The following is a 22,458-nucleotide window of genomic DNA, read 5'->3' on the forward strand; positions in this document are numbered from 1 at the left end:
CTTATTGTGCCTGATCAATCAGCATGGCATCGCCATAACTGAAGAAGCGATACTTGCTGTCTACCGCATGCTTGTAAGCATCCAGAGTATTGTCACGGTTAGATAAGGCGGATACCAGCATTAACAGGGTTGATTCTGGGAGGTGGAAGTTGGTAATCAAACGATCGACGACTTTGAACTGATAACCTGGATAGATGAAAATCTGGGTATCACCGGTCCAGCCTTTGAGTTCACCGCCATTGGCTTGAGCTGCACTTTCAGTTGCGCGTGTGGCTGTGGTACCTACAGCAATCACTTTATTGCCACGTTCTTTGGTAGCTTTAATCAGCTCCATAGATGCATCAGACACCTGGCACCATTCGCTGTGCATGATGTGATTTTCAATATCGCTGGTGCGCACCGGTAAAAATGTACCTGCGCCAACATGCAAGGTTACGAAAGTTTTTTGAATGCCTTTTTCTTCCAGCTTTTTCAATAAATCTTCGTCAAAGTGCAATGATGCGGTCGGGGCGGCAACGCTGGCAATTTTAGTCGGGTCGTTAAAGACAGTTTGATAGCGTTCTGTATCAATCGCCTCTGCTTCACGGTTAAAGTAAGGTGGAATAGGCAGGGCACCGTATTGATCCAGTACATCTAGAATCGGTTGAGAAAATTCAACAGTAAACAGGTTTTCATGACGACCTTGTATGGTTACTTTCACTGCATCGGGTCCGATAAACAGTTCTGCACCTGCTTTAGGTGAGTTGCTGGCTTTGATATGACAGTGTGCAATGAACTGATCCATCATACGTTCAACAAGAACTTCGACTGCACCCCCTGAGGCACGTTTACCTTTGAGGCGGGCTTTCATCACTTTAGTATCGTTCAGGACCAATAAGTCGCCTTCATTCAGTAAATCGAGAATGTCAGTAAACTGATGGTCATGATATTGGCCTTGGGCATCGAGGTGAAGCAGACGGGAGGCACTACGGGTTTCCAGTGGATAACGAGCAATCAGCTCATCGGGGAGATCAAAATTAAAATCAGAAAGTTGCATGATGATTTACGCTAAAAAAACTGCGGCTAGTATAAACTTTTTTCTTTTTTATGGCGGGAATTGCTCGATTTTAAAACGAAAAAATGCCATTTGTTTTAAAATTAAACAAATGTAAATATTCTGCGTTGACAGTGCTGAGAAATCGCGTATTATACCTTTCATCCACTCCCGAGGTGGTGAAATTGGTAGACGCGGCGGACTCAAAATCCGCTGTCAGAGATGACGTGTCGGTTCGAGTCCGACCCTCGGGACCAAAATTCTAAAAAACCCCAAGCATATTCAGTCTTGGGGTTTTTTATTGCCTGAAATTTATAAAAATTAAAATGATGCATCATTTCAACTGTACCTTTTAAATTGTTTGTGTTTTGGAATATCCGATTACTTTGGCAAATAAGTACCTGCATAAATCCCTAGGTGAAAAACTCAAGATATAAAAAAACCGGCCCCAAGGACCGGTTTTTTAAATCATCTTTAAGCTTTCATGCGATTACGCAGCAAAAGACTCAAGGATTGAGTTTAATGTAGCGCTTGGACGCATTACTGCACCCACTTTCGCTGGATCTACTGCGTAGTAACCACCGATGTCTACAGATTTACCTTGAACTTCGTTCAGCTCAGCAATAATCTTCGCTTCGTTGTCAGCAAGTGCTTGAGCAATCGGCGCAAATTTCGCTTTAAGTTCAGCATCTTCGTCTTGAGCAGCCAGTGCTTCAGCCCAGAATTTAGCAAGGTAGAAATGGCTGCCACGGTTGTCTAGTTCACCAGTACGGCGTGAAGGAGACTTGTCGTTGTCAAGAAGTTGACCTGTTGCCTGGTCAAGTGTCTTCGCAAGAAGTTTCGCACGTGCGTTGTCTTCTTTGATGCCAAGCTCTTCAAGAGATACAGCAAGAGCCAAGAATTCACCTAAAGAATCCCAGCGTAAGTGGTTTTCTTCTACAAGCTGTTGTACGTGTTTAGGCGCAGAACCGCCTGCACCTGTTTCGTACATGCCGCCACCAGCCATCAAAGGCACGATAGAAAGCATTTTCGCAGAAGTACCAAGTTCCATGATTGGGAACAAGTCAGTCAGGTAGTCACGTAGAATGTTACCAGTTACTGAAATAGTATCCAGGCCACGCGCAACACGCTCAAGTGTATAACGCATCGCACGTACTTGAGACATGATCTGGATGTCCAGACCGTCTGTATCGTGATCTTTCAAGTAAGTTTGAACTTTCTTGATCAATTCGTTTTCGTGTGGACGGTACGGGTCTAACCAGAAGATTGCTGGCATGCCAGAGTTACGTGCACGCGTTACAGCAAGTTTTACCCAGTCGCGGATTGGTGCGTCTTTCACCTGACACATACGCCAGATGTCGCCTTGCTCCACGTTTTGAGACATCAACACTTCGCCAGTTTCAAGGTCAGTGATGTTTGCAACACCCGCTGCTGGAATTTCGAAAGTTTTGTCGTGTGAACCGTATTCTTCAGCTTTTTGAGCCATCAAACCAACGTTAGGCACAGTACCCATTGTACGTGGGTCGAAATTGCCGTTCCACTTACAGAAGTTGATCATTTCCTGGTAAATACGCGCGAATGTAGATTCAGGCATTACCGCTTTACAGTCATAAGGCTTGCCATCGGCACCCCACATTTTACCGCCAGTACGGATCATTGCAGGCATAGATGCATCTACAATAACGTCGTTTGGAGAATGGAAGTTGGTGATGCCTTTTGCTGAGTCAACCATCGCAAGAGCAGGACGGTGTTCTTGACACGCATGTAAATCTTCGATGATTTCTTCACGTAAAGAAGTCGGAAGCGTTTCGATTTTTTCGTAAAGACCCGCCATACCGTTGTTCACGTTAATGCCGAGTTCGTCGAATAATTTCGCATGCTTTTCAAAAGCGTCTTTGTAGTAAATCTTCACACAGTGACCGAATACGATCGGGTGTGAAACTTTCATCATGGTCGCTTTCACGTGTAAAGAGAACAAGATGCCAGCTTCTTTACAATCTTCTAATTCTTTTTCATAGAAGTCGCAAAGTGCTTTTTTGCTCATGAACATTGAGTCGATGATTTCGCCGTCTAGAAGCGCAACTTTTGGCTTAAGAACGATGGTTTCACCAGAGGTAGTGATCAATTCCATTTTCACATTGCGTGCACGGTCTAAAGTCATTGACTTTTCACCATGGTAGAAGTCGCCTTCTTGCATGTGAGAAACGTGAGTTTGTGACCAAGGCTTCCATTCACCCATAGAATGTGGGTGTTTTTTCGCGTAGTTTTTAACTGCAGCTGGTGCACGACGGTCAGAGTTACCTTCACGTAGAACAGGGTTAACTGCTGAACCTAAACATTTGCTGTAACGTACTTTAAGTGCCTGTTCTTCTTCAGTTGCCGGATTCTCAGGATAGTCAGGAATCGCATAGCCTTTCGATTGAAGTTCTTTGATACAAGCAGTCAGCTGCGCAACTGACGCACTGATATTCGGGAGTTTGATAATGTTCGTGTCTGGATCTTGTGTAAGACGACCTAGTTCTGCGAGGTTGTCAGTTACCTTTTGCTCATCGCTGAGATAGTCAGAGAATTCTGCGAGCACACGTGCAGCTACAGAGATGTCAGTTTTAACAATCTCTACACCAGCAGGCTTAGTAAAGGTCTCAATGATCGGCAGCAGTGAGTAAGTCGCCAGTAGTGGCGCCTCATCAGTCAGTGTGTAAATGATTTGTGACTTTCCACCAGCCATATATAGCCCCTTGCGTTGGATTGAGTTTCTGAGGCCCGAACTTTTGGCTCAGCCTCGTTGAACCGATTTGCTTAAATAAAAACATTGAGAGTATCGTCCTTCAGCGCTTTTCAGTCAACGAAATATGCTTTCATATTGAAATTCGGGCGAAAATTCGTACAGATTTGTGCAGTTTAGCCGTGTTTGTGTTTTGTACAAAAAATAATCCTTCTGCGGCTGCAAATCCCGATGTAAATGCTTGGAAATGAGCCACTAGCGAAATGTATCCCCTGAAAAAGACTTTTTTAGCCTGAGAGTGAATTGAGAAGGAATAAAGCTGATCTTGTATAGATAACGATTCCGGAACCTGTTTTGCATAAATTCATACCTCAGTCTGTCAATCTAGCTCTGGAAGATGACGCCATAATTACAAAATGGCTTTGCGCTATACTGGTCGACATACATCCACTCATTTTGAAAGATCGACTCGAATAAGGAAATACTATGCCCAGCCTGTTTATTGTGATGCTTGGTGGCCGTCATGCCCGTGCCAATACAGAAGTTCATGATGTGGTTCTGGCTGTAGGAGAGAGTCTAGAAGATACTTATCTGCAATTGAAAAATGCTTGGTTTGCGGAGCAGAAAGGTCTGCATATTGATGCTTGGGCAAAAATTAACGGGCTGGAGTTCGAGGGTAAATCCTATGCGTTGCAATTCACTGATGCTGCTCCGAATCCGGCCGATGAAAAACTTTGGCTGATTAATCTGGGTGGTTATGATTCACGCGAGTTTGGCGAGCTGCATCGTTATGTGCTGGTGGTTGCACAGAATGCCATGGTGGCTAAACAGCGCGGTAAAGCCTACTTCGCCCGGCACTGGCAAAAACAGCATACCGACCGTGTACTGGATGTAGATGACTGTCTTGCAATTGATCAGGTCTATGGCCGCTATGTCCAACTGGTAGAAGGCAGCTTTAGTGACAATCACTGGGAAAATACCTATCTCACCATTTAAAGTTGTCTATAAAAGAGAAAGTTTCTTCCGGCTGAAGGATTCGATAAGCGGTTTAAAAAATAACTTTATCAAAATTTAATAATTGGCATAATACTGTCAAGGAAAAAACAGTTTTGACTGAGATGGAATGTCTTAAATGGATTTAATTCAGGCAAATGGACAACCGCGTTATGGACGTTTCAAGGAGCTTCCAAAAAGTATTGACTATCAGGCATATCAATACAAAAATCCTTATGGTCATGTGCTGTCAGGCTGGCGTAAGCATTTAAAATATAAGAAATTCAAATTCTGTAGTATTCAGCACGAACATTATACCATTGGACTGGCGATCGCCGATATTGCATGGGCAGGGCATGGCTTTGTTTATGTCTATAACCATATGACCAATGAAGTGCTGGAATGGAATGCGATTAATTTCCTGTCCCGTAACACTGTGCTGGATGAACAGCCGCTGTTTAATCATAGTTATTTTCACAAGTCACCTTTTCAGATCGATATTCAGCATGCCAACGGCGTGCGTTATATCAATGTCAGCAAATATGGTGAAATTAAACTCAGTGCCCGAATTTTCTGTGCTGGAACCGATCCACTGAGTATGTGCAGTCCGACTGGCATCAATGGCTGGACCTATACCCAGAAACTGACCACTTTGGGCTGTGAAGGCTTTTTCATTAACAAGCAGGGACAAACCATCCAGTTTAATGAACGCAGCTTTGCCTCATTAGATGATACGTGTGGCTTTTTACGCCCGGAAACCGCCTGGTTCTGGCTGTCCTGTAATTTCTGGGATGTGAACCATAACCGGATTGGGCTTAATCTGGCTTCGGGCGTGAATGAAAGTTTTGGCAACGAGAACTGTCTGTGGGTCAATGGAAAAATTTATCCACTGGCCGATGTGCTGTTCCAGCAGGAATCGGAAAACCAATGGACGATTCAGTCGCTGGATGAAAGATTGAATCTGATGGTCAGCACAGGCTGGCGCCGTTATGAAAATCTAAACCTGCGTCTGGTCGGGAGCCAGTTTAGTCAGTGGCAAGCCAAGGTTTCCGGAACGATTCAGCAAGATGATCAGGAAATTATTTTACTAAATGAATATGCCTTGCTTGAACAGCATTATGCCAAGTGGTAAATGTACAGGCATAAGACATAAAAAAAGCCTTCAATTTTGAAGGCTTTTTGATTTGAACTTAATCTTTGGCAGCCTGCCAGAAGGCTTCACCGGCCTGAATAGGATCATTGGTTTCGGCTAGAGTTTTTACCCAGACATCATATTGGGCAATTACCGGATGCTGGGAAGGGTGGAAATCTTTTTTAAACCAGTCCCGATATTGTGTACCCATACGGGTCAATTTCCCGTTACGGCCAAAAAACCAGGGCAGTCCTTTTAAGTTCATTTGTAAACGTTGTAATGGCGTGAATCCATCATGTTTAAGCATGATATTGGCGCGGTATATGGTAAAGCTGAACATGAGCAGGGTAGTAATCACCAAGCTATATTTTCGCAGAAGCTCTGGAGTTTTTGCTACATCTTTCATCACATCAAAAGCCACATCACGATGTTCCATTTCTTCAATGGCATGCCATGCAAACATGGCACGAACAAAAGGATGGGCATCTCTTAACGTATCTTTCTGTCCAAAAAAAGTCTCGGCCATTAGCGCAGTCAGATGCTCTGCGGCAGCAGTTACCGCGATATTGTATTCAGGTGAGCGGTTTTTCAAGTCGTAATTCATCATGTAATTCAGGCGCTGAATGAACTGATCTACGGGCATGCCTTGCTCGCGCATCAGCTGATTCATTTTTTCATGGGTCATGCCATGCTGCGCTTCCTGACGAATAAAATCTGCAACACGCTGCTGCAGTTCCGGGTCTGTGATCTGATCGCGGAACAGGCGTACACTCTGAATAAAATAGCGCTCACCATCAGGAAAGGTCAGGCTCAGGGCATCGAACATGCGGGTCAGAAAGGGATCGCCGCCCAACCAGTAGCGTGGAATTTCATCCAGTTTAAAATCAAGCTGGGTCCGTACTACGGGCTTTATCAAAGATTTTAATACTGCATTCATCTTGTACGTTCTTTTTTATGATGATGCGAACAGTATGTCGGGGAATCCTGTAATTGTTTTGACATAGCTTGCCAATTTTTATACATTTTATGCCAAATGAAAATAAAACTGCTCAGACTAAAGCAGGCAGCGAGAAGTGCGCATGCAAGAAATTAAAATATCCAATGGTTATATTCAACTCTGGGCGACCTATCTGCGCGGTCTGCAAATTGAGCCTTTGGAAGCTGACTTTCTGCAAGAACTACATGAAGTGCTTGTCCCCCTGATTGATCAGCCTTTTGCCACACAAGTGCCTCTAGAATTATTGAATCAGCTTCTTTTAACAACCCGGCAGTATTTAAACTGTCCGCAGCTGATTTTCGAGATTGTACAAGTCATTCGCCCAGAACATTTTGGTGTGCTCGGTTATATGGCTTCGCGGAGCAGCAGCGTTGCGGAAATGATTTGCCATATCATGCGTTTTCAACGACTGGTGGTTGATGGCGGTGAGTTTGTACCTTTGCAGTTGAAGCAGCATGAATGCAGTATTGAATTATACTGGGCCTATCTGGACGAAAAATATAATCTGCTAAATGAACTGACCATGGCCGCGATGGTGCAGTTGGGACGTGTCATTTTACAGGATCATCAACTGTTAGTCCGTTGTGTACGCTTTGTCCATGCGCCCGATAGGGGACAAATGCATTATCAAAAGTTTTTCGCCAGCGAGGTGAAATTTTCCCAAGCCTACTACGGCATAGAACTGGATTTACAAGGACTGGCACATCGGTCTGAGCAGGCAGATCCTATGCTGTTACAGTTGCTGGTGCATCAGGCAGAACAGGCCATTGCAGCCAAGCCACTAGTTGAGAATCATCTGGAACAGGCCCAGCAAATGATTGCCGAACAGCTCCGTACCCGGCATCAGGCCATTAAAGTTGAACAGCTTGCCCGGCAGTTGCTGATGTCGACACGGAGTTTGCAACGCTTATTCAGCACACATGGCACCTCATTTAAAAAACTGCTGGAACAGCAGCGGATTAAACGTTGCGAGCTGCTGTTGCAACAGGGAATGGGGTTGAGCGAGATCGCTGAGCAGCTGGATTATTCTGACCAGTCGGCATTGGCACGGGCCTACAAGGCAGCCACCGGACAGACATTGTTAGAGCGCAAAAGGCAGTTACACCAACAGCGCAGCTAAAAAAAGCGACCCAAACAGGTCGCTTTTTTATTTGAAGAAAATGGTGAGGTTAAGCGCTGGCTTTGATCTTGGGGAATCTAAATGCAATCGCCGCAATCGCAAAAATGGCCAGAATCCAGCAATAGTACACACCACCAATCAGTTCAACCGGTGAGATTTTTGCAATAGAACAGGCCAGTAGTAACTGTGCGCCATAGGGAATCAACCCTTGCACCACACAGGAGAAAATATCCATCAGTGCCGCAGAACGCTTGGGATCTACACCGTATTCTTTGGCAACTTCACGTGCCATATCTCCAGACAGAATAATCGCCACGGTATTATTGGCCACAAAAATATTCGAAAATACTACCAAGAAGCTGATCCCGATTTCGCCAGCACGTTGCTGACCGACTTTAAACAGACGGGTCAGGCTATAAATACGCTCGATCAGCCAGCGTAAACCGCCTTCACGTTGCATGATCGCCGACAGGCCACCCAGGAACATGGACAATAATGCCACTTCAAACATGCCGACAAAGCCATCATAAATTGAAGTATTCAGTTTGAGCAGATCAAATTCAGCTGTGGCAAACAGGCCAAACAAGCCGGAAAGTAGTACCCCAATGGTCAGCACAGCCAGAACGTGTAAACGGCTAAAGGCTAAAATAAATACGGCGATATAAGGTAAGACCAGAAGCCAGTTGAAGTCCTTGTATTCCACTGCATTGCTACTACCGCTACTCAACACGTAAATCAAAATAGTCACGATTGAGGCAGGAACCGCAATCCAGACATTGACTCTGAATTTGTCACGCAGTTGTACGCCCTGACTGGTCGTTGCAGCAATGGTGGTATCCGAGATCATTGAAAGATTGTCACCGAACATGGCACCACCAACGACCGCACCAACCGCATAAACTACATTGATCTCGGTGACCTCGGCAAATCCAAAAGCGATCGGCGCACAGGCTGCAATGGTGCCCATGGAGGTACCCATAGCCGTGGCAATAAAGGCCGAGATCACAAACAGCATCGGCAGAATAAATGTGGGTGGAATCACCGACAAGCCCATCTGCACAGTGGCATCCACACTGCCAATGGCACTACTGACGCTGGCAAAGGCACCGGCCAGCATAAACACCATAAACATCAGGATTAAGTTCGGATGACTGGCACCTCTGATGAATTCCTCAATGCCTTGGTTAAGTTTACCGCGATACACTAATGCAGCCAAGATAATCGCAGGCAGGGCAGCCACAGGCGCTTTCACCTGATAGAACGCGAACTCGGTTCCGATCAGGGAATGATAGATTCCGCTACCCAAAAATATGGTTAAAAATACAATAAGCGGCAGCAGTGCAATGGCGCGTGCCTGCACTGTCGCCTCAGAATCAGTCTGCATAGGAGATAAAAAAGTAAGAGAATAGGACTAGTATAAAGCAGGTTTTGCAATTTCAGAAAACTTTATATGAATGCGCTAACATCTGCATTTTTATTAATTTTTATATGATAAAAATAAGTTTATCTAAATATTCAAGATTTTAGGTAATAGCAAAATTAGGCATCTTTGATCATTGTGAAAAAAATCAAAATAATCGTAAATAGACCCTTCCGAATTGTTTTGAAATCTTCGCACAGGAAATGAAGTACTCGAGGTCGGTATCGCAGACTGTTCATTGGACAAAAAATAGCGTTACAATGCGATGTCTTGTATTTCTACATAGTCAATGCCTCAAGTTTGAAACACGTTAAGGAAAATATCACCCTATGTCACGTTTAGCCGCCCGATTTGCACAACTTAAATCTCAACAGCGTAAAGCTTTAGTTTCTTATGTAATGGCTGGTGATCCGCATCCAGAAATTACGGTGCCTTTGTTGCATGAGATGGTGGATGCGGGTGTCGACGTGATTGAGCTGGGACTTCCTTTCTCAGACCCGATGGCAGATGGACCGGTGATTGCGCTAGCTGCTGAACGTGCTCTGGCTGGTGGGACCAATACACTGGATGCACTGCATATGGTGAAAGAATTTCGCTTGAAAGACCGCGAAACACCAGTGGTGCTGATGGGTTATCTGAATCCGGTTGAAGTAATTGGCTATGAAAAGTTTGTGGCTTATGCTTATGAATGTGGAGTAGACGGCGTACTGCTGGTGGACTTACCGCCAGAAGAAGCAAAAAGTCTGGGTGAAGTACTGGAAAAATATGACATGGATCAGATTTTCCTGCTGGCACCAACTTCAACCGATGCACGTATTCAACATGTAGCAAAACAGGCCAGCGGCTTTATTTACTATGTGTCACTGAAAGGCGTGACTGGTGCAGCAACTTTAGATGTTTCTGAAGCTGCTGCACGCATTCAAAAGATTAAAGCTGTGACTGATGTTCCTGTAGGCGTAGGTTTCGGTATCAGTGATGCTGCATCTGCGAAAGCGATGGGTGTTGCTGCCGATGCAGTTATTGTGGGTAGTGCGTTTGTAAAGCAGTTTGCAACGCTCGCACCAGAACAAGCCGTTATTGCAACGGTGAATAAAGTCAAGGAGCTTCGAGCAGCGCTCGATGAGTTAGTATGAGTCAACAACTGAAATCAGGCAAAATTCTGAGCCCATCGACCCCATGGACGGAGCGCACTGTTCCGGGCATTCAGGTACCCGATGAGCAAACGGCATATAAAGCGACATTTACCGAGCCTACGATTGAGTGCCCTGAATGTCATGCATTGGTGACCCGTACTGCCATGTCATTCAATGCCTATGTCTGTCCGCAATGTGATGAACATTTGCGTATGAAAGCCCGTGAGCGTCTGAACTGGTTCTTTGACCAGGTACAAACAGAGCTGGGTCAGGAATTTGTAGCCAAAGATCCACTGAAATTTGTCGATAGCAAAGCCTATCCAGACCGTATGGCTGAAGCGCAAAAGAAAACCGGTGAAACTGAAGCACTGGTCGTGATTCAAGGTTTGCTGAAAGGCGTACCGATGATTGCCTGTGCGTTTGAATTCGACTTCATGGGCGGTTCGATGGGTACAGTAGTGGGTGACCGCTTTGTTCAGGCGGCAGAACGTGCGATTGAAACCCGTCAGCCCCTGATCTGTTTTGCTGCTTCTGGTGGTGCACGTATGCAGGAAGGCATGTTGTCCCTGATGCAAATGGCGCGTACTTCGGCTGCAATCCAGCGTTTAAAAGAAGCGGGTCTGCCTTATGTGGTCGTACTGACTCATCCGGTATACGGTGGTGTAACTGCTTCATTGGCAATGCTGGGTGATGTACATCTTGCCGAACCGAAAGCGATGATTGGCTTTGCCGGTAAACGTGTAATCGAACAGACCGTACGTGAAAAACTGGAAGAGCCGTTCCAGCGCGCGGAATATTTGCTTGATCATGGGGTAATCGATCAGATTGTTCACCGTCATGCATTACGTGATACAGTTTATCGTATCGTTACGAAGTTGATGAATTTGCATTGAACACAGCACCATTAGCAACAGATTCTTTAAACACATGGCTCGATTATTGGAGCCATGTTCACGTTACGGGTATTGATTTAGGTCTGGAGCGCGTTATTCCGGTGGCTGAAAAGCTGGGCGTGACATCTCCAGAGGCCAAAGTGCTGACAGTGGCAGGAACCAATGGGAAGGGTTCAACCACTACCACACTGGCCGCGATTCTGAATGCACAAGGCTTCAAGGTCGGGTTGTATCAATCTCCGCATGTGTATCGCTTTAATGAACGCGTTAAATTACGCGGCATTGAGGTGGAAGATCAGTTGCTGATTGATGCTTTTGTTCAGGTCGATCAAGCTCGTCGCGAATGCGGTTTGAGCCTATCTTTCTTTGAAGCCACCACACTGGCCGCTTTTGTGATTTTTAAAGATCAAGGCTGTGATGTCTGGGTGCTGGAAGTTGGCTTAGGCGGCCGTCTGGATGTGGTCAATGTGGTCAATCCGGATGTTGCGGTGATTACCAATATTGGTCTGGATCATACTGACTGGCTTGGTGACACCATCGAGAAAATTGCTTTTGAAAAGGCCGGAATTATTCGCCCGGATATTCCCGTGGTGTTTGGTGGACAACAACAGATCCCGCAAGCCATTCTGGATAAAGCTCACGAATGTAATGCTCCCTTGTATGCCATCAACCGGGATTATTTTTATGAAGCGTTTGAAGATGGCCAAAGCTGGGCTTTTGCTTCATCGGGTACCACCTTAAAACTCCCAACAGGATCGCTGGCGCTGGATAATATTTCTACCGCCGTGGCCGCCATTCTGCTGAGCGGATTAAATGTCAGCCAGCAGGCAATTGCGCAAGGCATTCAAACGGCAAAATTGCCGGGACGGTTTGAAATCCGTCAAATCCAGAATAAAACCGTGATTTTTGATGCCGGACATAACCCGCATGGGGTCGAATTTCTGCTGAAACAGTTGCGAGATTATTTAAATTACAATCAAAAATATAATGAAGTTATTTGCGTATTTTCAATGCTGGCAGATAAAGATATAAATTCTGTCGCCAAGTTATTGAAAGACACAGTTCAATTGTGGAAAATTGCACCATTATCCGTTCCGCGTGCGGCAGAGGTCACAGTTTTGGCTGATGCTTTAAGCGGTGAGGCGGTAGAACAATTTGACAATGTAAAATTAGCTTTTAAATCAGCACTGGATCAAACAGATAATAATCAGCTGATTTTGGTATGTGGATCATTTCATACCTTAGAAGCGGTATGGGAGTATTTGGAAGAATGTCAATGAATAACAAACAGCGCTGGATGGGCGGTGTTGTTTTACTCGGTGGTGGTGTTTTATTGGCAGCATTACTCCTGAAAGGCCAAGATGAAATCAATCATGACCGTCAGCAAAATCCGGCCCAGGCTGCGGAAGTCGAAAATAAAGAATCAGGCAATCATTCACTCGGTTCTTTGACGGTCGATGTGGAAACAGAAAAACGCTTACTTGAACAGCAACGCCGTGATCGCGAAAAAGCAGTTGCAGAACAGGAGGCGCGTGCGGCCGAGTTTTTAGCGATGCAACAGCAGGCTGAGGCAGATGCTGCGCGTAAAGCTGCAGAAGAATATGCTGCACTGAATGCACACCGTATGGGACAGCAAAGTTCCGATAATATTCCGCCAGAACTGGTGGAAGACGAACAGGCCAAGCAGAAACGTCTGGCTGAAGAAAAAGCACTACAAGAAAAAAAGTTAGCCCAGCAGCAGCTGGACCAACAAAAAGCCAATAGTTCTACTGATGCAGCCAAGAAAGAAGCAGAGCGTAAAGCGGCTGAAAGTAAAGCTGTAGAAGAAAAACGCAAATTAGAGCAGCAGCAAAAAGCCGAAGCAGAACGTAAGGCGGCTGAAGCAAAACGTAAAGCCGAGGAAGAGCGTAAAGCGACTGAAAAGAAAGAAGCTGAACGTAAAGCCGCCGAGGAAAAACGTAAAGCCGACGAAAAGCGTAAAGCTGAAGAAGCCAAGAAGAAAGCAGAAGCTGAACAGGCACGTAAACTTCTGGAAGGAGAAGAGGACAAGCAATGGATGGTGCAGGTGGCACTGGCTGCGAATGAAGCCAATGCAGATGCGGTGGCAGCCAAGCTGCGTGCCAAAGGCTATAAGGTCACCAAAAGTCCTACTTCTAAAGGTATACGTATCATGGTTGGACCCTCTAAAGACCGTGATACTGCAGACGCACTCCGCAAGAAAATCACGTCTGATGCCAGCCTGAATATGAAATCAGCTTGGGTCAATGACTGGGTGCCACTAGATAAGCGTTAATTATTTTGGTTAGTCGAAATTTCTGTAGATGGATTTGCGAGCTGTTCGCGAATCCATTTTACATTTTCAGGCGTGAATAACTTTTCGATATTCCGCCAAATTGTATGAAAGCCATAACCGCCATGTTTCATTTCCTGTAGCGCCTGCTCAGCCGGCCAATGTTCAAAAATAATCCGGTACATGGCGACACTGGCACCGGTACGGTCTGAACCGTGATAACAATGCAGTAAAACTTTTTGGTTGTTTTGTTGTGCTTGCTGGATCAGTAGCATAACTTCCAATAAATCTTCTCGATCAATTGCCCAGGTATGTATGGGTACATGATGCAGCTGAAAGTTTTCATTGCTCAAAACAAAGCTGTCTTTATCCCGCGAACGTAAATTAATAACCACATCGATATGATGTTGCTTTAAATAGGGAACGAGTTCGGATGAAGGCTGTTCACTACGATAGACAAAATTACTGATTTGATGAAAATTATAATCCTGATGAATTGCCTTTCCCCAATGCTGAGGACGTTCATGCGCAGGCAGGGCGGGCGTGGTCACACAACCTGTGGTCAGGAGGTAGCCACTTATCATGATTGGAAATATACAGATTTTCATACAAACCCTGATTGTTGTTTTTGTCCTTTAAAGTTTAAAGTGAATACGAGATTTTGAATATAAAAAAGCCTATCCGAAGACAGGCTTTATAGTGATAGTTCTCTTGTTTTTTATGATAGCGCTTTTAATTTTGCTCAGGCTGCGGCGTAAGCCTTAAATAAGGCGTTACCGCGGTATAACCTTTAGGGAAGCGTTGCTTGATCTCGTCCTCATCTTTTAATGAAGGAACGATCACGACATCCTCACCCTGCTGCCAGTTTGCTGGCGTGGCTACTTTATGTTTATCAGTGAGTTGCAGGGAGTCTATGACACGCAAGATTTCATGGAAATTACGTCCTGTCGATGCAGGATAAGTAATAATCAAACGGACTTTTTTGTTGGGGTCGATGACTACTAAAGAACGAACCGTTAGAGTTTCGCTGGCATTCGGATGGATAAAGTCATACAGCTCGGAGACTTTACGATCCTGATCGGCAATAATCGGGAAATTGACCGTGGTATTCTGGGTTTCATTGATGTCTTTAATCCAGCCATGGTGTGATTCAACATCATCGACCGACAGGGCAATCGCTTTCACGCCCCGTTTTGCGAACTCGTCTTTCAGTTTTGCGGTATAGCCAAGTTCAGTGGTACATACTGGTGTATAGTCGGCAGGGTGTGAAAATAAAATACCCCAGCTATCGCCCAGAAAATCATAAAAATTAATCAGGCCTTCACTGGATTGCTGTTCAAAATTCGGTGCGGTATCGCCTAGACGTAAACTCATCTTTTTGCCTCAATTGGTTTTTTAATGGAGAGATAAGATTTAATATGAACCAATATTTATATAATTAAAAATAGTGTTTTTATCTTTCTTTATGAATAAACTGCATAAGCAAGATATCCATCTATCCAGAAGTGCAAAAATCAGTCAATTAATTGACTATGTTGCACAGGGAAAATTTGCTACATTACTTTGCCTTAGATCTTAGGGCTAGAACTAAGGATCAGATTTTTTTAGCGGTTTTACAGCAAAACCCTTGTAGTTCAAATTTCTAGCACCATAATAACGACTAAGAACATATTCATTTGACAAGCAAGATTTAGAGAGTCTATTCATGTTGGCAAGTCTGATCGGAGGAATCTTCGGTACCAAAAATGAGCGCGAACTCAAACGCATGCGTAAAATCGTAGACAAGATTAATGCGCTCGAGCCGACGATATCATCCCTGAGCGATGCAGACTTATCTGCAAAAACTGAAGAATTCAAACAACGATATAATAAGGGTGAAACCCTTGATAAATTACTTCCTGAAGCATTTGCAGTCTGTCGTGAAGCCGCTAAGCGAGTGATGGGCATGCGTCATTATGACGTGCAGCTGATTGGCGGTATTACCTTGCATGAAGGCAAAATCGCAGAGATGCGTACCGGTGAGGGTAAAACCCTGATGGGTACTTTGGCCTGCTATCTGAATGCCATCAGTGGCCAAGGTGTGCATGTCATTACCGTGAACGATTATCTGGCACAGCGTGATGCCGAGTTAAACCGTCCATTATTTGAATTTTTGGGTTTAAGCATCGGTATCATTTATTCCATGCAAAATCCGATGGAAAAGGCTGAAGCTTATCGTGCTGATATTACTTACGGTACCAATAACGAATTCGGTTTTGACTATCTGCGTGACAATATGGTGTTCTCGCTGGCCGAGAAAAAGCAGCGTGGTCTGATCTATGCCATTATCGATGAGGTCGATTCGATCCTGATTGATGAAGCACGTACCCCGCTGATTATTTCTGGTCAAAGTGAAGACTCTTCGCAGCTTTATGCAGCCATTAATAATATTCCACCAAAGTTAAAACCACAGAAAGAAGAAAAAGTGCCGGACGGTGGCCACTTCTGGATTGATGAAAAACAGCGTTCAGTTGAAATTACTGAAGTGGGCTTTGAAACCATTGAAAGTGAACTGATTGAAATGGGCCTGCTGGCTGAAGGTGAGAGCCTGTATTCAGCGGCGAACCTGAACCTGTTGCATCATGTCACTGCAGCGATTCGCGCCCATTATCTTTATCAACGCAATGTGCAATACATCATTAACGATGGTGAAGTGATTATTGTCGATGAAAATACCGGTCGTACCATGCCGGGACGTCGTTGGTCTGAAGGTTTGCATCAAGCTGTAGAAGCCAAAGAAGGTCTGGAAATCCAGCCGGAAAACCAGACTCTGGCAACCACAACCTTCCAGAACTATTTCCGTCTGTATAAAAAACTGTCCGGGATGACCGGTACTGCTGATACTGAAGCAGCGGAAATGAAAGAAATTTATGGTCTGGATGTGGTGCTGATTCCGACGCACCGTCCAATGATCCGGGATGACCAGAACGATTTGATTTATCTAAATCGTGAAGGAAAATATAACGCCATTATTCAAGAAATTCAGCGTGTGCATGAAGCAGGTGTTGCGCCAATTCTGATTGGTACAGCCACCATTGAAGCGTCTGAAATCCTTTCGGACAAGCTAAAAGCAGCTGGCATTGAACATGAAGTGCTAAATGCCAAGCAGCATGAGCGTGAAGCCGATATTATTGCCCAAGCGGGTGCACCACGTGCTGTAACCATTGCTACCAACATGGCCGGTCGTGGTACCGACATTTTGCTCGGTGGTAACTGGAAAGCATTACTGGCGAAAATTGAAAACCCAACTCCTGAAGATGAAGCGCGTCTGAAAGCAGAATGGGAGGTCAATCATCAGGCAGTGCTGGATTCGGGCGGTTTGCATATTATCGGTTCCGAACGTCATGAATCACGCCGTATCGATAACCAGTTGCGTGGCCGTGCCGGCCGTCAGGGTGACCCTGGTGTATCGCGCTTCTACCTGTCACTGGAAGACGACCTGATGCGTATCTTTGCCGGTGATCGCGTAGTCGGTATGATGCGTGCCATGGGCTTACAGGAAGATGAAGCCATTGAGCACAAGATGGTATCTCGGTCGATTGAAAATGCCCAGCGTAAAGTGGAAGCACGTAACTTTGACATTCGTAAGAACCTGTTGAAATACGATGACGTCAATAACGAACAGCGTAAGATTATTTATAGCCAACGTGATGACATCCTGGCGGAAAGCTCATTGCAGGATTATATTGAAGAAATGATCCGTGAAGTGATGCAGGGTGTGATCGCCAATTATATTCCACCTGAATCGATTCATGACCAGTGGGATATTGAAGGTCTGGAACTGGCATTGCGTGAAGACCTGTCAATAGATATTCCTGTCGGCCAATGGCTGGAACAGGACCGTCGTCTGGATGAAGAGGCTTTGGTCGAGCGTATTACAGATGAAGTGCTGAATCGCTACCGTTCACGTCGTGAGCAAATGGGTGAAGAATCTGCAGCGTCGCTTGAACGTCACTTTATGCTGAATTCTCTGGACCGTCACTGGAAAGAACATCTGGCGGCTATGGACTACTTGCGTCAGGGGATTCATTTACGTGGTTATGCACAGAAGAATCCAGAGCAGGAATACAAAAAAGAAGCTTATAACCTGTTTGTGAACATGCTCGGTACGATTAAGTCCGATGTAGTGACAGATCTGTCGCGTATCCACGTACCGACCCCTGAAGAACTGGCCGAAATGGAAGCACAGCAACAGGCACAGGCTGAGGCAATGCGTTTGCAGCTATCTCATCAGGAATTTGACGGCTTGCTTGCAGGTGAACATGAGATGGATACCGAACAGAATGCTCAGGCGAATCCTGTAGCGCCAGTCTTTGAAGCGCCGGCAAGTCGTAATGCACCTTGCCCGTGTGGTTCAGGCCTGAAATACAAACAGTGTCATGGCAAGATCTAAACTGGATTAGAAATCAGAGCCACATGGCTCTGATTTTTTTATGTATGAAGATTTTTCAGAAATTGAATACTGTTTGCAGTCTTAGGAATTAAATGCTATTTAATGGCTGATTCAACACCTCAAAGTGGAAGAACCTGAATGAAAAAAGTATTAAAAACGCTCATGATTGCTGCTTTGGCAATGCCTGTATTAAGTTTTGCACAGACTCCATCTACCACAACACTGGATAAAGTTGAGCAAGCGGTGGGTACGACCACTGCCCAAGTGCAACGCACGGATACACAAGTGACGGTAGTCAGTCCACGTACGGGGATTAGTTATACCTTTGCCAATCAGAATCGTCCGATTGTATTGCAGACTGCTGCAATTGCAGCGGCCAATGCAGCAAATGCAGACCGGATTGTTGCCACAAATCCGGCCCTTTCAAGCGTAAGTCAGCAACAGGCCAAACAGGCTTTATTGAATCAAGCTGGACAAATGGCACAAAACTAAAAACATCTCATTAAAAAATATGAAAACCAGTCTTGATGACTGGTTTTTTATTGTGAAAATCTATAATAAATCTTAGGCAGGCTCTGGCTTTGGCTCGATTTTTTATTGCAGATCAACTAAGCTGTATTTTTCTGAAACTTCAAGATTGGATTTTAAAATGGCAGTTGGTGACGTATCTATGCCACAGATGCATGTGGTGAAAGGGGTTAAAATTGGTTCGGCTGAAGCCTATGTACGCTATCAGAACCGACGTGACCTGGTGATATTTGAACTGGCTGCCGGCTCCAATGTTGCAGGGGTATTTACCCAGAATGCCTTCTGCGCAGCCCCGGTGCATGTGTCAAAAGCACATTTAAAGATAGGCAATCCACGGTATCTCGTCATTAATACCGGTAATGCCAATGCGGGTACTGGCCCGACAGGTATGGTAAATGCAGAAGCGACCTGTGCCAAACTGGCCGAGCTGGCCGGAGTAAAACCTGAAGAAGTATTACCGTTTTCAACAGGTGTGATTGGCGAGCAGTTGCCAATGGAACGTTTGCTCAGTGGATTGCAGCCAGCCCTGGATTCATTGCGTGATGATGCCTGGATGGATGCAGCGACAGGAATTATGACCACGGATACCACACCGAAAGGTGCATCCGAACAGTTCGAACTGGATGGTATTACTTATACCATGACAGGTATTTCCAAGGGTGCCGGCATGATTCGTCCAAATATGGCGACCATGCTGGGCTATGTGGCCACAGATGCGCCGATCAGCCGTGAACTGGTACAGCAGCTTTTGTCTGAGACAGTAAACCAGTCATTTAACCGTATTACGATTGACGGCGATACTTCAACCAATGACTCCTGTATCTTGATCGCTACAGGTCAGGCGGGTGGTGTCGAAATTACTTCGATTGAAGATTCGCGTTATGCAGCGGTGCGAGAGATACTGATGCGCATCATGAAACGCCTTGCACAACTGATCGTGCGTGATGGTGAAGGTGCAACCAAATTTATTACCGTCACAGTCGAGGGGGGTGCCAATACCCAGGAATGCTGTGATGTAGCCTATAGCATAGCCCATTCACCCTTGGTTAAAACCGCGATCTTTGCTTCTGATCCAAACTGGGGGCGTATTCTGGCTGCGATTGGTTATGCCAGTGTAGTAAATTTAGACGTTGCAAAAATTCAGGTTTGGTTAGATGATGTACAAATCTGCAAAGATGGTGGTGCAGCAGCAGATTATACCGAAGCGGCAGGTGCACGTGTCATGGCACAACCTGAAATGACGATTCGTGTTGATCTTGGACGGGGTGAAGCAAAAGATACGGTCTATACCTGTGACTTATCTTATGATTATGTAAAAATCAATGCAGATTATCGTTCATAATCCAGATTGTTTTGAAAGCCTCCATTGCGGGGCTTTTTTTATACTTAATGATTTTTAATGACTGGTCAAAAATAGCGTATCGCCAGAGATGACCGGGATGAAGGGTGAAAGGTTCATTGAATAATGAATCATGAGGGTAGAGTAAGAGTTGTTATGAATGATGCGACTAAATTAATAGCGAATGAAGCTAAATCGATTGTGCAGGAGCATTTAGATCGTTTAGGAGATCCCAAAGAGCATCAGATCAGTGCACAAGCCAAACAGGAAAAATTTGCCCAGATTCAGACCGAGCTGGAAAAACAGGATGCGGTTTTAGTCGCGCATTATTATTGTGATCCTGAAGTGCAGGAGCTAGCCGAACTTACAGGTGGTTGTGTTTCTGATTCACTGGAAATGGCACGTTTTGGTCGCGATCACCCAGCATCGACGCTTGTGGTAGCAGGTGTGAAATTTATGGGTGAAACTTCAAAAATCCTTTCACCTGAAAAAACGGTACTCATGCCTACTCTGGAAGCCACCTGTTCGCTAGATCTGGGCTGTCCTGTAGATGAGTTTAGCAAGTTCTGTGATGCTCATCCTGATCATACTGTAGTGGTCTATGCCAATACTTCTGCTGCGGTGAAAGCACGTGCCGATTGGGTGGTCACCTCAAGTTGTGCAGTGGAAATTATTGAGCATCTGGACAGTCTGGGTGAAAAAATTATATGGGCACCGGATCAGCATCTGGGACGTTATATTCAGAACAAAACCGGAGCTGACATGCTGCTTTGGGACGGGGCTTGTATCGTACATGAAGAATTCCGCTCCCGCGGTATTGCTAGTATGAAAGCTTTATATCCAGATGCGGCAGTTTTGGTACATCCGGAATCACCCATGTCCGTGGTAGAAATTGCAGATGCAGTTGGGAGTACTTCGCAACTGATCAAGGCAGCCCAAACTTTACCGCACAAGCGATTAATTGTGGCAACAGACCGTGGCATCTTCTATAAAATGCAGCAAGCTGTCCCGGATAAGATCCTGATTGAGGCTCCAACCGCTGGAGAAGGAGCAACATGTCGTTCCTGTGCACATTGTCCTTGGATGGCAATGAACGAACTTGATGGAATTTTGCAGGTTTTGCAGCATCGTGATCAGGAGATTCATGTGGACCCCACTTTAGCTCAGCGAGCCAAATTACCCCTAGATCGAATGTTAGATTTTAGCGCCAGCTTAAAACGCTAGAAATTTGTATAAAAAATGTCTGAAATGCTTGATAAATAAACGCTTGAAGTGTTTTTTCGATTTTTTTTAAATATAGGTGTTGACGTCTCAGGGCGTCACGCCTAGAATGCACACCGTACCGAACGAGATGTTCGATACAAAAGCTGAGATGAATCGGAGCATAGCACAGCCTGGTAGTGCACCTGGTTTGGGACCAGGGGGTCGTAGGTTCGAATCCTACTGCTCCGACCAATTCTTCAAGGCAAATGATGTTAGCATCAGTAAAGCGCTTGTAGCTCAGTTGGATAGAGCATCCGCCTTCTAAGCGGATGGTCACAGGTTCGAATCCTGTCAGGCGCGCCATTTGGTGGCTTGATATTAAGAACTAAATGTGATAATGGTGGATGTAGCTCAGTTGGTAGAGCCCTGGATTGTGATTCCAGTTGTCGCGGGTTCGAATCCCGTCATTCACCCCAACTTTTAAAGTTGAATTCGGAGCATAGCACAGCCTGGTAGTGCACCTGGTTTGGGACCAGGGGGTCGTAGGTTCGAATCCTACTGCTCCGACCATCTCCTTCAAGATGGTCGAGATAAAAGATACCGCGTTAAGCGGTTTTTTTATGCCTGAAATCTATGTTTGGCTTAAAGTGAGTAAGGATAAGTATTTGGGGTTAAAAATAACTAATCAATTATCTGGTTATTAAAGTTATTAAAATAATATTTCCTCATTCCTCATTCCTCATTCCTCATTCCTCATTCCTCATTCCTCATTCTTCATTCTTCATTCTTCATTTGAATATCCAATAACTGTGATTAGAAAAGATCTTCTGATTAATGAACTTTTTTTGGGATTAGCAATTATTTTCGACACAAGGTTTATTTAAATTATTCCAAAACAATAGTTTTAAAAAGATATTAAAGGGCATAAAAAATAAGAAGCATAAATTGTAATTTTTCAGTTAATAAAGAAATAAAGATTATTTTTAATAATGAGATTGTGAAAATAGAAGTTTGTAGTGTTAAAAAAAGAATATTTCAGATTGAAAAGTATACATATATGTATATTTTGCAGAAATAATAAACAGTCGTTAGGTTTTTTCTGAATTATTTAAAAAATGGGGTTGCAAGGGATGTGAAATGCTGTAGAATGCACATCCATCGGCGGTGATGAAGATTAAAACTTCTGATAAAACAGTGACTTAGTTAAGATTGATTGAGTT

17 protein-coding genes and 5 tRNA genes are annotated in these 22,458 nt (G+C 44.7%); 16 read left to right on the plus strand and 6 right to left on the minus strand.

What is annotated here, in order from left to right:
• Position 1: 1 nt before the first annotated feature.
• Positions 2 to 1,036: a tRNA preQ1(34) S-adenosylmethionine ribosyltransferase-isomerase QueA gene (gene queA / locus AY607_RS04510; protein ID WP_064101892.1), complete on the minus strand. Its 1,035-nt coding sequence runs from the start codon at positions 1,034 to 1,036 to the stop codon at positions 2 to 4.
• A gap of 167 nt (positions 1,037 to 1,203) precedes the next feature.
• Between queA and AY607_RS04515 the strand changes: the two genes are divergently transcribed.
• A tRNA-Leu gene (locus AY607_RS04515) sits at positions 1,204 to 1,290 on the plus strand.
• A gap of 233 nt (positions 1,291 to 1,523) precedes the next feature.
• Here the strand turns inward: AY607_RS04515 and AY607_RS04520 are convergent.
• On the minus strand, positions 1,524 to 3,761 hold the full coding sequence (locus tag AY607_RS04520) for an NADP-dependent isocitrate dehydrogenase (RefSeq protein ID WP_064095198.1): 2,238 nt from the start codon (positions 3,759 to 3,761) through the stop codon (positions 1,524 to 1,526).
• Between the two features lie 483 nt (positions 3,762 to 4,244).
• On the opposite strand from AY607_RS04520, the gene AY607_RS04525 reads away from it, so the two are divergent.
• Positions 4,245 to 4,754: a DUF1543 domain-containing protein gene (locus AY607_RS04525; RefSeq protein WP_064101893.1), complete on the plus strand. Its 510-nt coding sequence runs from the start codon at positions 4,245 to 4,247 to the stop codon at positions 4,752 to 4,754.
• A 136-nt stretch (positions 4,755 to 4,890) separates the two neighbouring features.
• The gene (locus AY607_RS04530) at positions 4,891 to 5,883 is read left to right on the plus strand and encodes a DUF2804 domain-containing protein (RefSeq protein WP_064095196.1); all 993 of its coding nucleotides are present in this window, start codon (positions 4,891 to 4,893) and stop codon (positions 5,881 to 5,883) included.
• 58 nt (positions 5,884 to 5,941) lie between these two features.
• Here the strand turns inward: AY607_RS04530 and AY607_RS04535 are convergent, their stop codons facing one another.
• A complete protein-coding gene (locus tag AY607_RS04535) occupies positions 5,942 to 6,820 on the minus strand; it encodes a metal-dependent hydrolase (protein ID WP_064095195.1) in 879 nt (292 codons plus the stop codon).
• A 142-nt stretch (positions 6,821 to 6,962) separates the two neighbouring features.
• Between AY607_RS04535 and AY607_RS04540 the strand changes: the two genes are divergently transcribed.
• Complete coding sequence (locus AY607_RS04540; RefSeq protein ID WP_064095194.1) at positions 6,963 to 8,000, plus strand: helix-turn-helix transcriptional regulator; 1,038 nt, start codon at positions 6,963 to 6,965, stop codon at positions 7,998 to 8,000.
• 49 nt (positions 8,001 to 8,049) lie between these two features.
• Here the strand turns inward: AY607_RS04540 and AY607_RS04545 are convergent, their stop codons facing one another.
• Complete coding sequence (locus tag AY607_RS04545) at positions 8,050 to 9,384, minus strand: Na+/H+ antiporter NhaC family protein (protein ID WP_064095193.1); 1,335 nt, start codon at positions 9,382 to 9,384, stop codon at positions 8,050 to 8,052.
• A gap of 365 nt (positions 9,385 to 9,749) precedes the next feature.
• Between AY607_RS04545 and trpA the strand changes: the two genes are divergently transcribed.
• The 4 genes from trpA to AY607_RS04565 are packed head-to-tail and all read left to right on the plus strand — an operon-like array spanning position 9,750 to position 13,739.
• Positions 9,750 to 10,553 (plus strand): tryptophan synthase subunit alpha, encoded by an 804-nt coding sequence (gene trpA, locus AY607_RS04550; protein ID WP_064095192.1) that lies wholly within the window; start codon positions 9,750 to 9,752, stop codon positions 10,551 to 10,553.
• Entirely contained in the window at positions 10,550 to 11,446 is an 897-nt protein-coding gene (gene accD, locus AY607_RS04555; protein WP_064095191.1) for an acetyl-CoA carboxylase, carboxyltransferase subunit beta, read from the plus strand. Before trpA ends, accD begins: the two co-directional genes overlap by 4 nt.
• Positions 11,443 to 12,726 carry a bifunctional tetrahydrofolate synthase/dihydrofolate synthase gene (folC, locus tag AY607_RS04560; protein WP_064101894.1) on the plus strand — a complete coding sequence of 428 codons (1,284 nt, stop codon included), beginning with the start codon at positions 11,443 to 11,445 and terminating at the stop codon, positions 12,724 to 12,726. Before accD ends, folC begins: the two co-directional genes overlap by 4 nt.
• Complete coding sequence (locus AY607_RS04565; RefSeq protein ID WP_064101895.1) at positions 12,723 to 13,739, plus strand: SPOR domain-containing protein; 1,017 nt, start codon at positions 12,723 to 12,725, stop codon at positions 13,737 to 13,739. The genes folC and AY607_RS04565 overlap by 4 nt, the downstream gene beginning before the upstream one ends.
• On the opposite strand, the gene AY607_RS04570 is transcribed toward AY607_RS04565, so the two are convergent.
• Positions 13,736 to 14,344 (minus strand): dual specificity protein phosphatase family protein, encoded by a 609-nt coding sequence (locus AY607_RS04570; protein ID WP_064101896.1) that lies wholly within the window; start codon positions 14,342 to 14,344, stop codon positions 13,736 to 13,738. The genes AY607_RS04565 and AY607_RS04570 overlap by 4 nt on opposite strands.
• 124 nt (positions 14,345 to 14,468) lie before the next feature.
• Positions 14,469 to 15,110 carry a peroxiredoxin gene (locus AY607_RS04575; protein ID WP_064095187.1) on the minus strand — a complete coding sequence of 214 codons (642 nt, stop codon included), beginning with the start codon at positions 15,108 to 15,110 and terminating at the stop codon, positions 14,469 to 14,471.
• Positions 15,111 to 15,441: 331 nt separating this feature from the next.
• Between AY607_RS04575 and secA the strand changes: the two genes are divergently transcribed.
• From secA to AY607_RS04615, 8 genes are all read left to right on the plus strand, one after another.
• Positions 15,442 to 18,168, plus strand: a complete 2,727-nt coding sequence (gene secA / locus AY607_RS04580; RefSeq protein ID WP_064101897.1) for a preprotein translocase subunit SecA — start codon at positions 15,442 to 15,444, stop codon at positions 18,166 to 18,168.
• Between the two features lie 138 nt (positions 18,169 to 18,306).
• On the plus strand, positions 18,307 to 18,660 hold the full coding sequence (locus tag AY607_RS04585) for a hypothetical protein (RefSeq protein ID WP_064101898.1): 354 nt from the start codon (positions 18,307 to 18,309) through the stop codon (positions 18,658 to 18,660).
• A 157-nt stretch (positions 18,661 to 18,817) separates the two neighbouring features.
• Positions 18,818 to 20,038, plus strand: a complete 1,221-nt coding sequence (argJ, locus tag AY607_RS04590; protein ID WP_064101899.1) for a bifunctional glutamate N-acetyltransferase/amino-acid acetyltransferase ArgJ — start codon at positions 18,818 to 18,820, stop codon at positions 20,036 to 20,038.
• A gap of 153 nt (positions 20,039 to 20,191) precedes the next feature.
• Positions 20,192 to 21,259 (plus strand): quinolinate synthase NadA, encoded by a 1,068-nt coding sequence (nadA, locus tag AY607_RS04595; RefSeq protein ID WP_064101900.1) that lies wholly within the window; start codon positions 20,192 to 20,194, stop codon positions 21,257 to 21,259.
• 154 nt (positions 21,260 to 21,413) lie between these two features.
• A tRNA-Pro gene (locus tag AY607_RS04600) sits at positions 21,414 to 21,490 on the plus strand.
• 34 nt (positions 21,491 to 21,524) lie between these two features.
• A tRNA-Arg gene (locus AY607_RS04605) sits at positions 21,525 to 21,601 on the plus strand.
• Positions 21,602 to 21,638: 37 nt separating this feature from the next.
• A tRNA-His gene (locus AY607_RS04610) sits at positions 21,639 to 21,714 on the plus strand.
• A gap of 17 nt (positions 21,715 to 21,731) precedes the next feature.
• A tRNA-Pro gene (locus AY607_RS04615) sits at positions 21,732 to 21,808 on the plus strand.
• Positions 21,809 to 22,458 lie beyond the last annotated feature (650 nt).

This window comes from Acinetobacter sp. SFA, assembly GCF_001647535.1.
GTDB lineage: Bacteria > Pseudomonadota > Gammaproteobacteria > Pseudomonadales > Moraxellaceae > Acinetobacter > Acinetobacter pecorum.

What these genes read in the sequence shown, in the direction of transcription:
- queA (WP_064101892.1), bottom strand. Translation starts at nt 1,036, where the DNA reads ATGCAACTTTCTGATTTTAATTTTGATCTCCCCGATGAGCTGATTGCT.
- AY607_RS04520 (WP_064095198.1), bottom strand. Translation starts at nt 3,761, where the DNA reads ATGGCTGGTGGAAAGTCACAAATCATTTACACACTGACTGATGAGGCG.
- AY607_RS04525 (WP_064101893.1), top strand. Translation starts at nt 4,245, where the DNA reads ATGCCCAGCCTGTTTATTGTGATGCTTGGTGGCCGTCATGCCCGTGCC.
- AY607_RS04530 (WP_064095196.1), top strand. Translation starts at nt 4,891, where the DNA reads ATGGATTTAATTCAGGCAAATGGACAACCGCGTTATGGACGTTTCAAG.
- AY607_RS04535 (WP_064095195.1), bottom strand. Translation starts at nt 6,820, where the DNA reads ATGAATGCAGTATTAAAATCTTTGATAAAGCCCGTAGTACGGACCCAG.
- AY607_RS04540 (WP_064095194.1), top strand. Translation starts at nt 6,963, where the DNA reads ATGCAAGAAATTAAAATATCCAATGGTTATATTCAACTCTGGGCGACC.
- AY607_RS04545 (WP_064095193.1), bottom strand. Translation starts at nt 9,384, where the DNA reads ATGCAGACTGATTCTGAGGCGACAGTGCAGGCACGCGCCATTGCACTG.
- trpA (WP_064095192.1), top strand. Translation starts at nt 9,750, where the DNA reads ATGTCACGTTTAGCCGCCCGATTTGCACAACTTAAATCTCAACAGCGT.
- accD (WP_064095191.1), top strand. Translation starts at nt 10,550, where the DNA reads ATGAGTCAACAACTGAAATCAGGCAAAATTCTGAGCCCATCGACCCCA.
- AY607_RS04565 (WP_064101895.1), top strand. Translation starts at nt 12,723, where the DNA reads ATGAATAACAAACAGCGCTGGATGGGCGGTGTTGTTTTACTCGGTGGT.
- AY607_RS04570 (WP_064101896.1), bottom strand. Translation starts at nt 14,344, where the DNA reads ATGAAAATCTGTATATTTCCAATCATGATAAGTGGCTACCTCCTGACC.
- AY607_RS04575 (WP_064095187.1), bottom strand. Translation starts at nt 15,110, where the DNA reads ATGAGTTTACGTCTAGGCGATACCGCACCGAATTTTGAACAGCAATCC.
- secA (WP_064101897.1), top strand. Translation starts at nt 15,442, where the DNA reads ATGTTGGCAAGTCTGATCGGAGGAATCTTCGGTACCAAAAATGAGCGC.
- AY607_RS04585 (WP_064101898.1), top strand. Translation starts at nt 18,307, where the DNA reads ATGAAAAAAGTATTAAAAACGCTCATGATTGCTGCTTTGGCAATGCCT.
- argJ (WP_064101899.1), top strand. Translation starts at nt 18,818, where the DNA reads ATGGCAGTTGGTGACGTATCTATGCCACAGATGCATGTGGTGAAAGGG.
- nadA (WP_064101900.1), top strand. Translation starts at nt 20,192, where the DNA reads ATGAATGATGCGACTAAATTAATAGCGAATGAAGCTAAATCGATTGTG.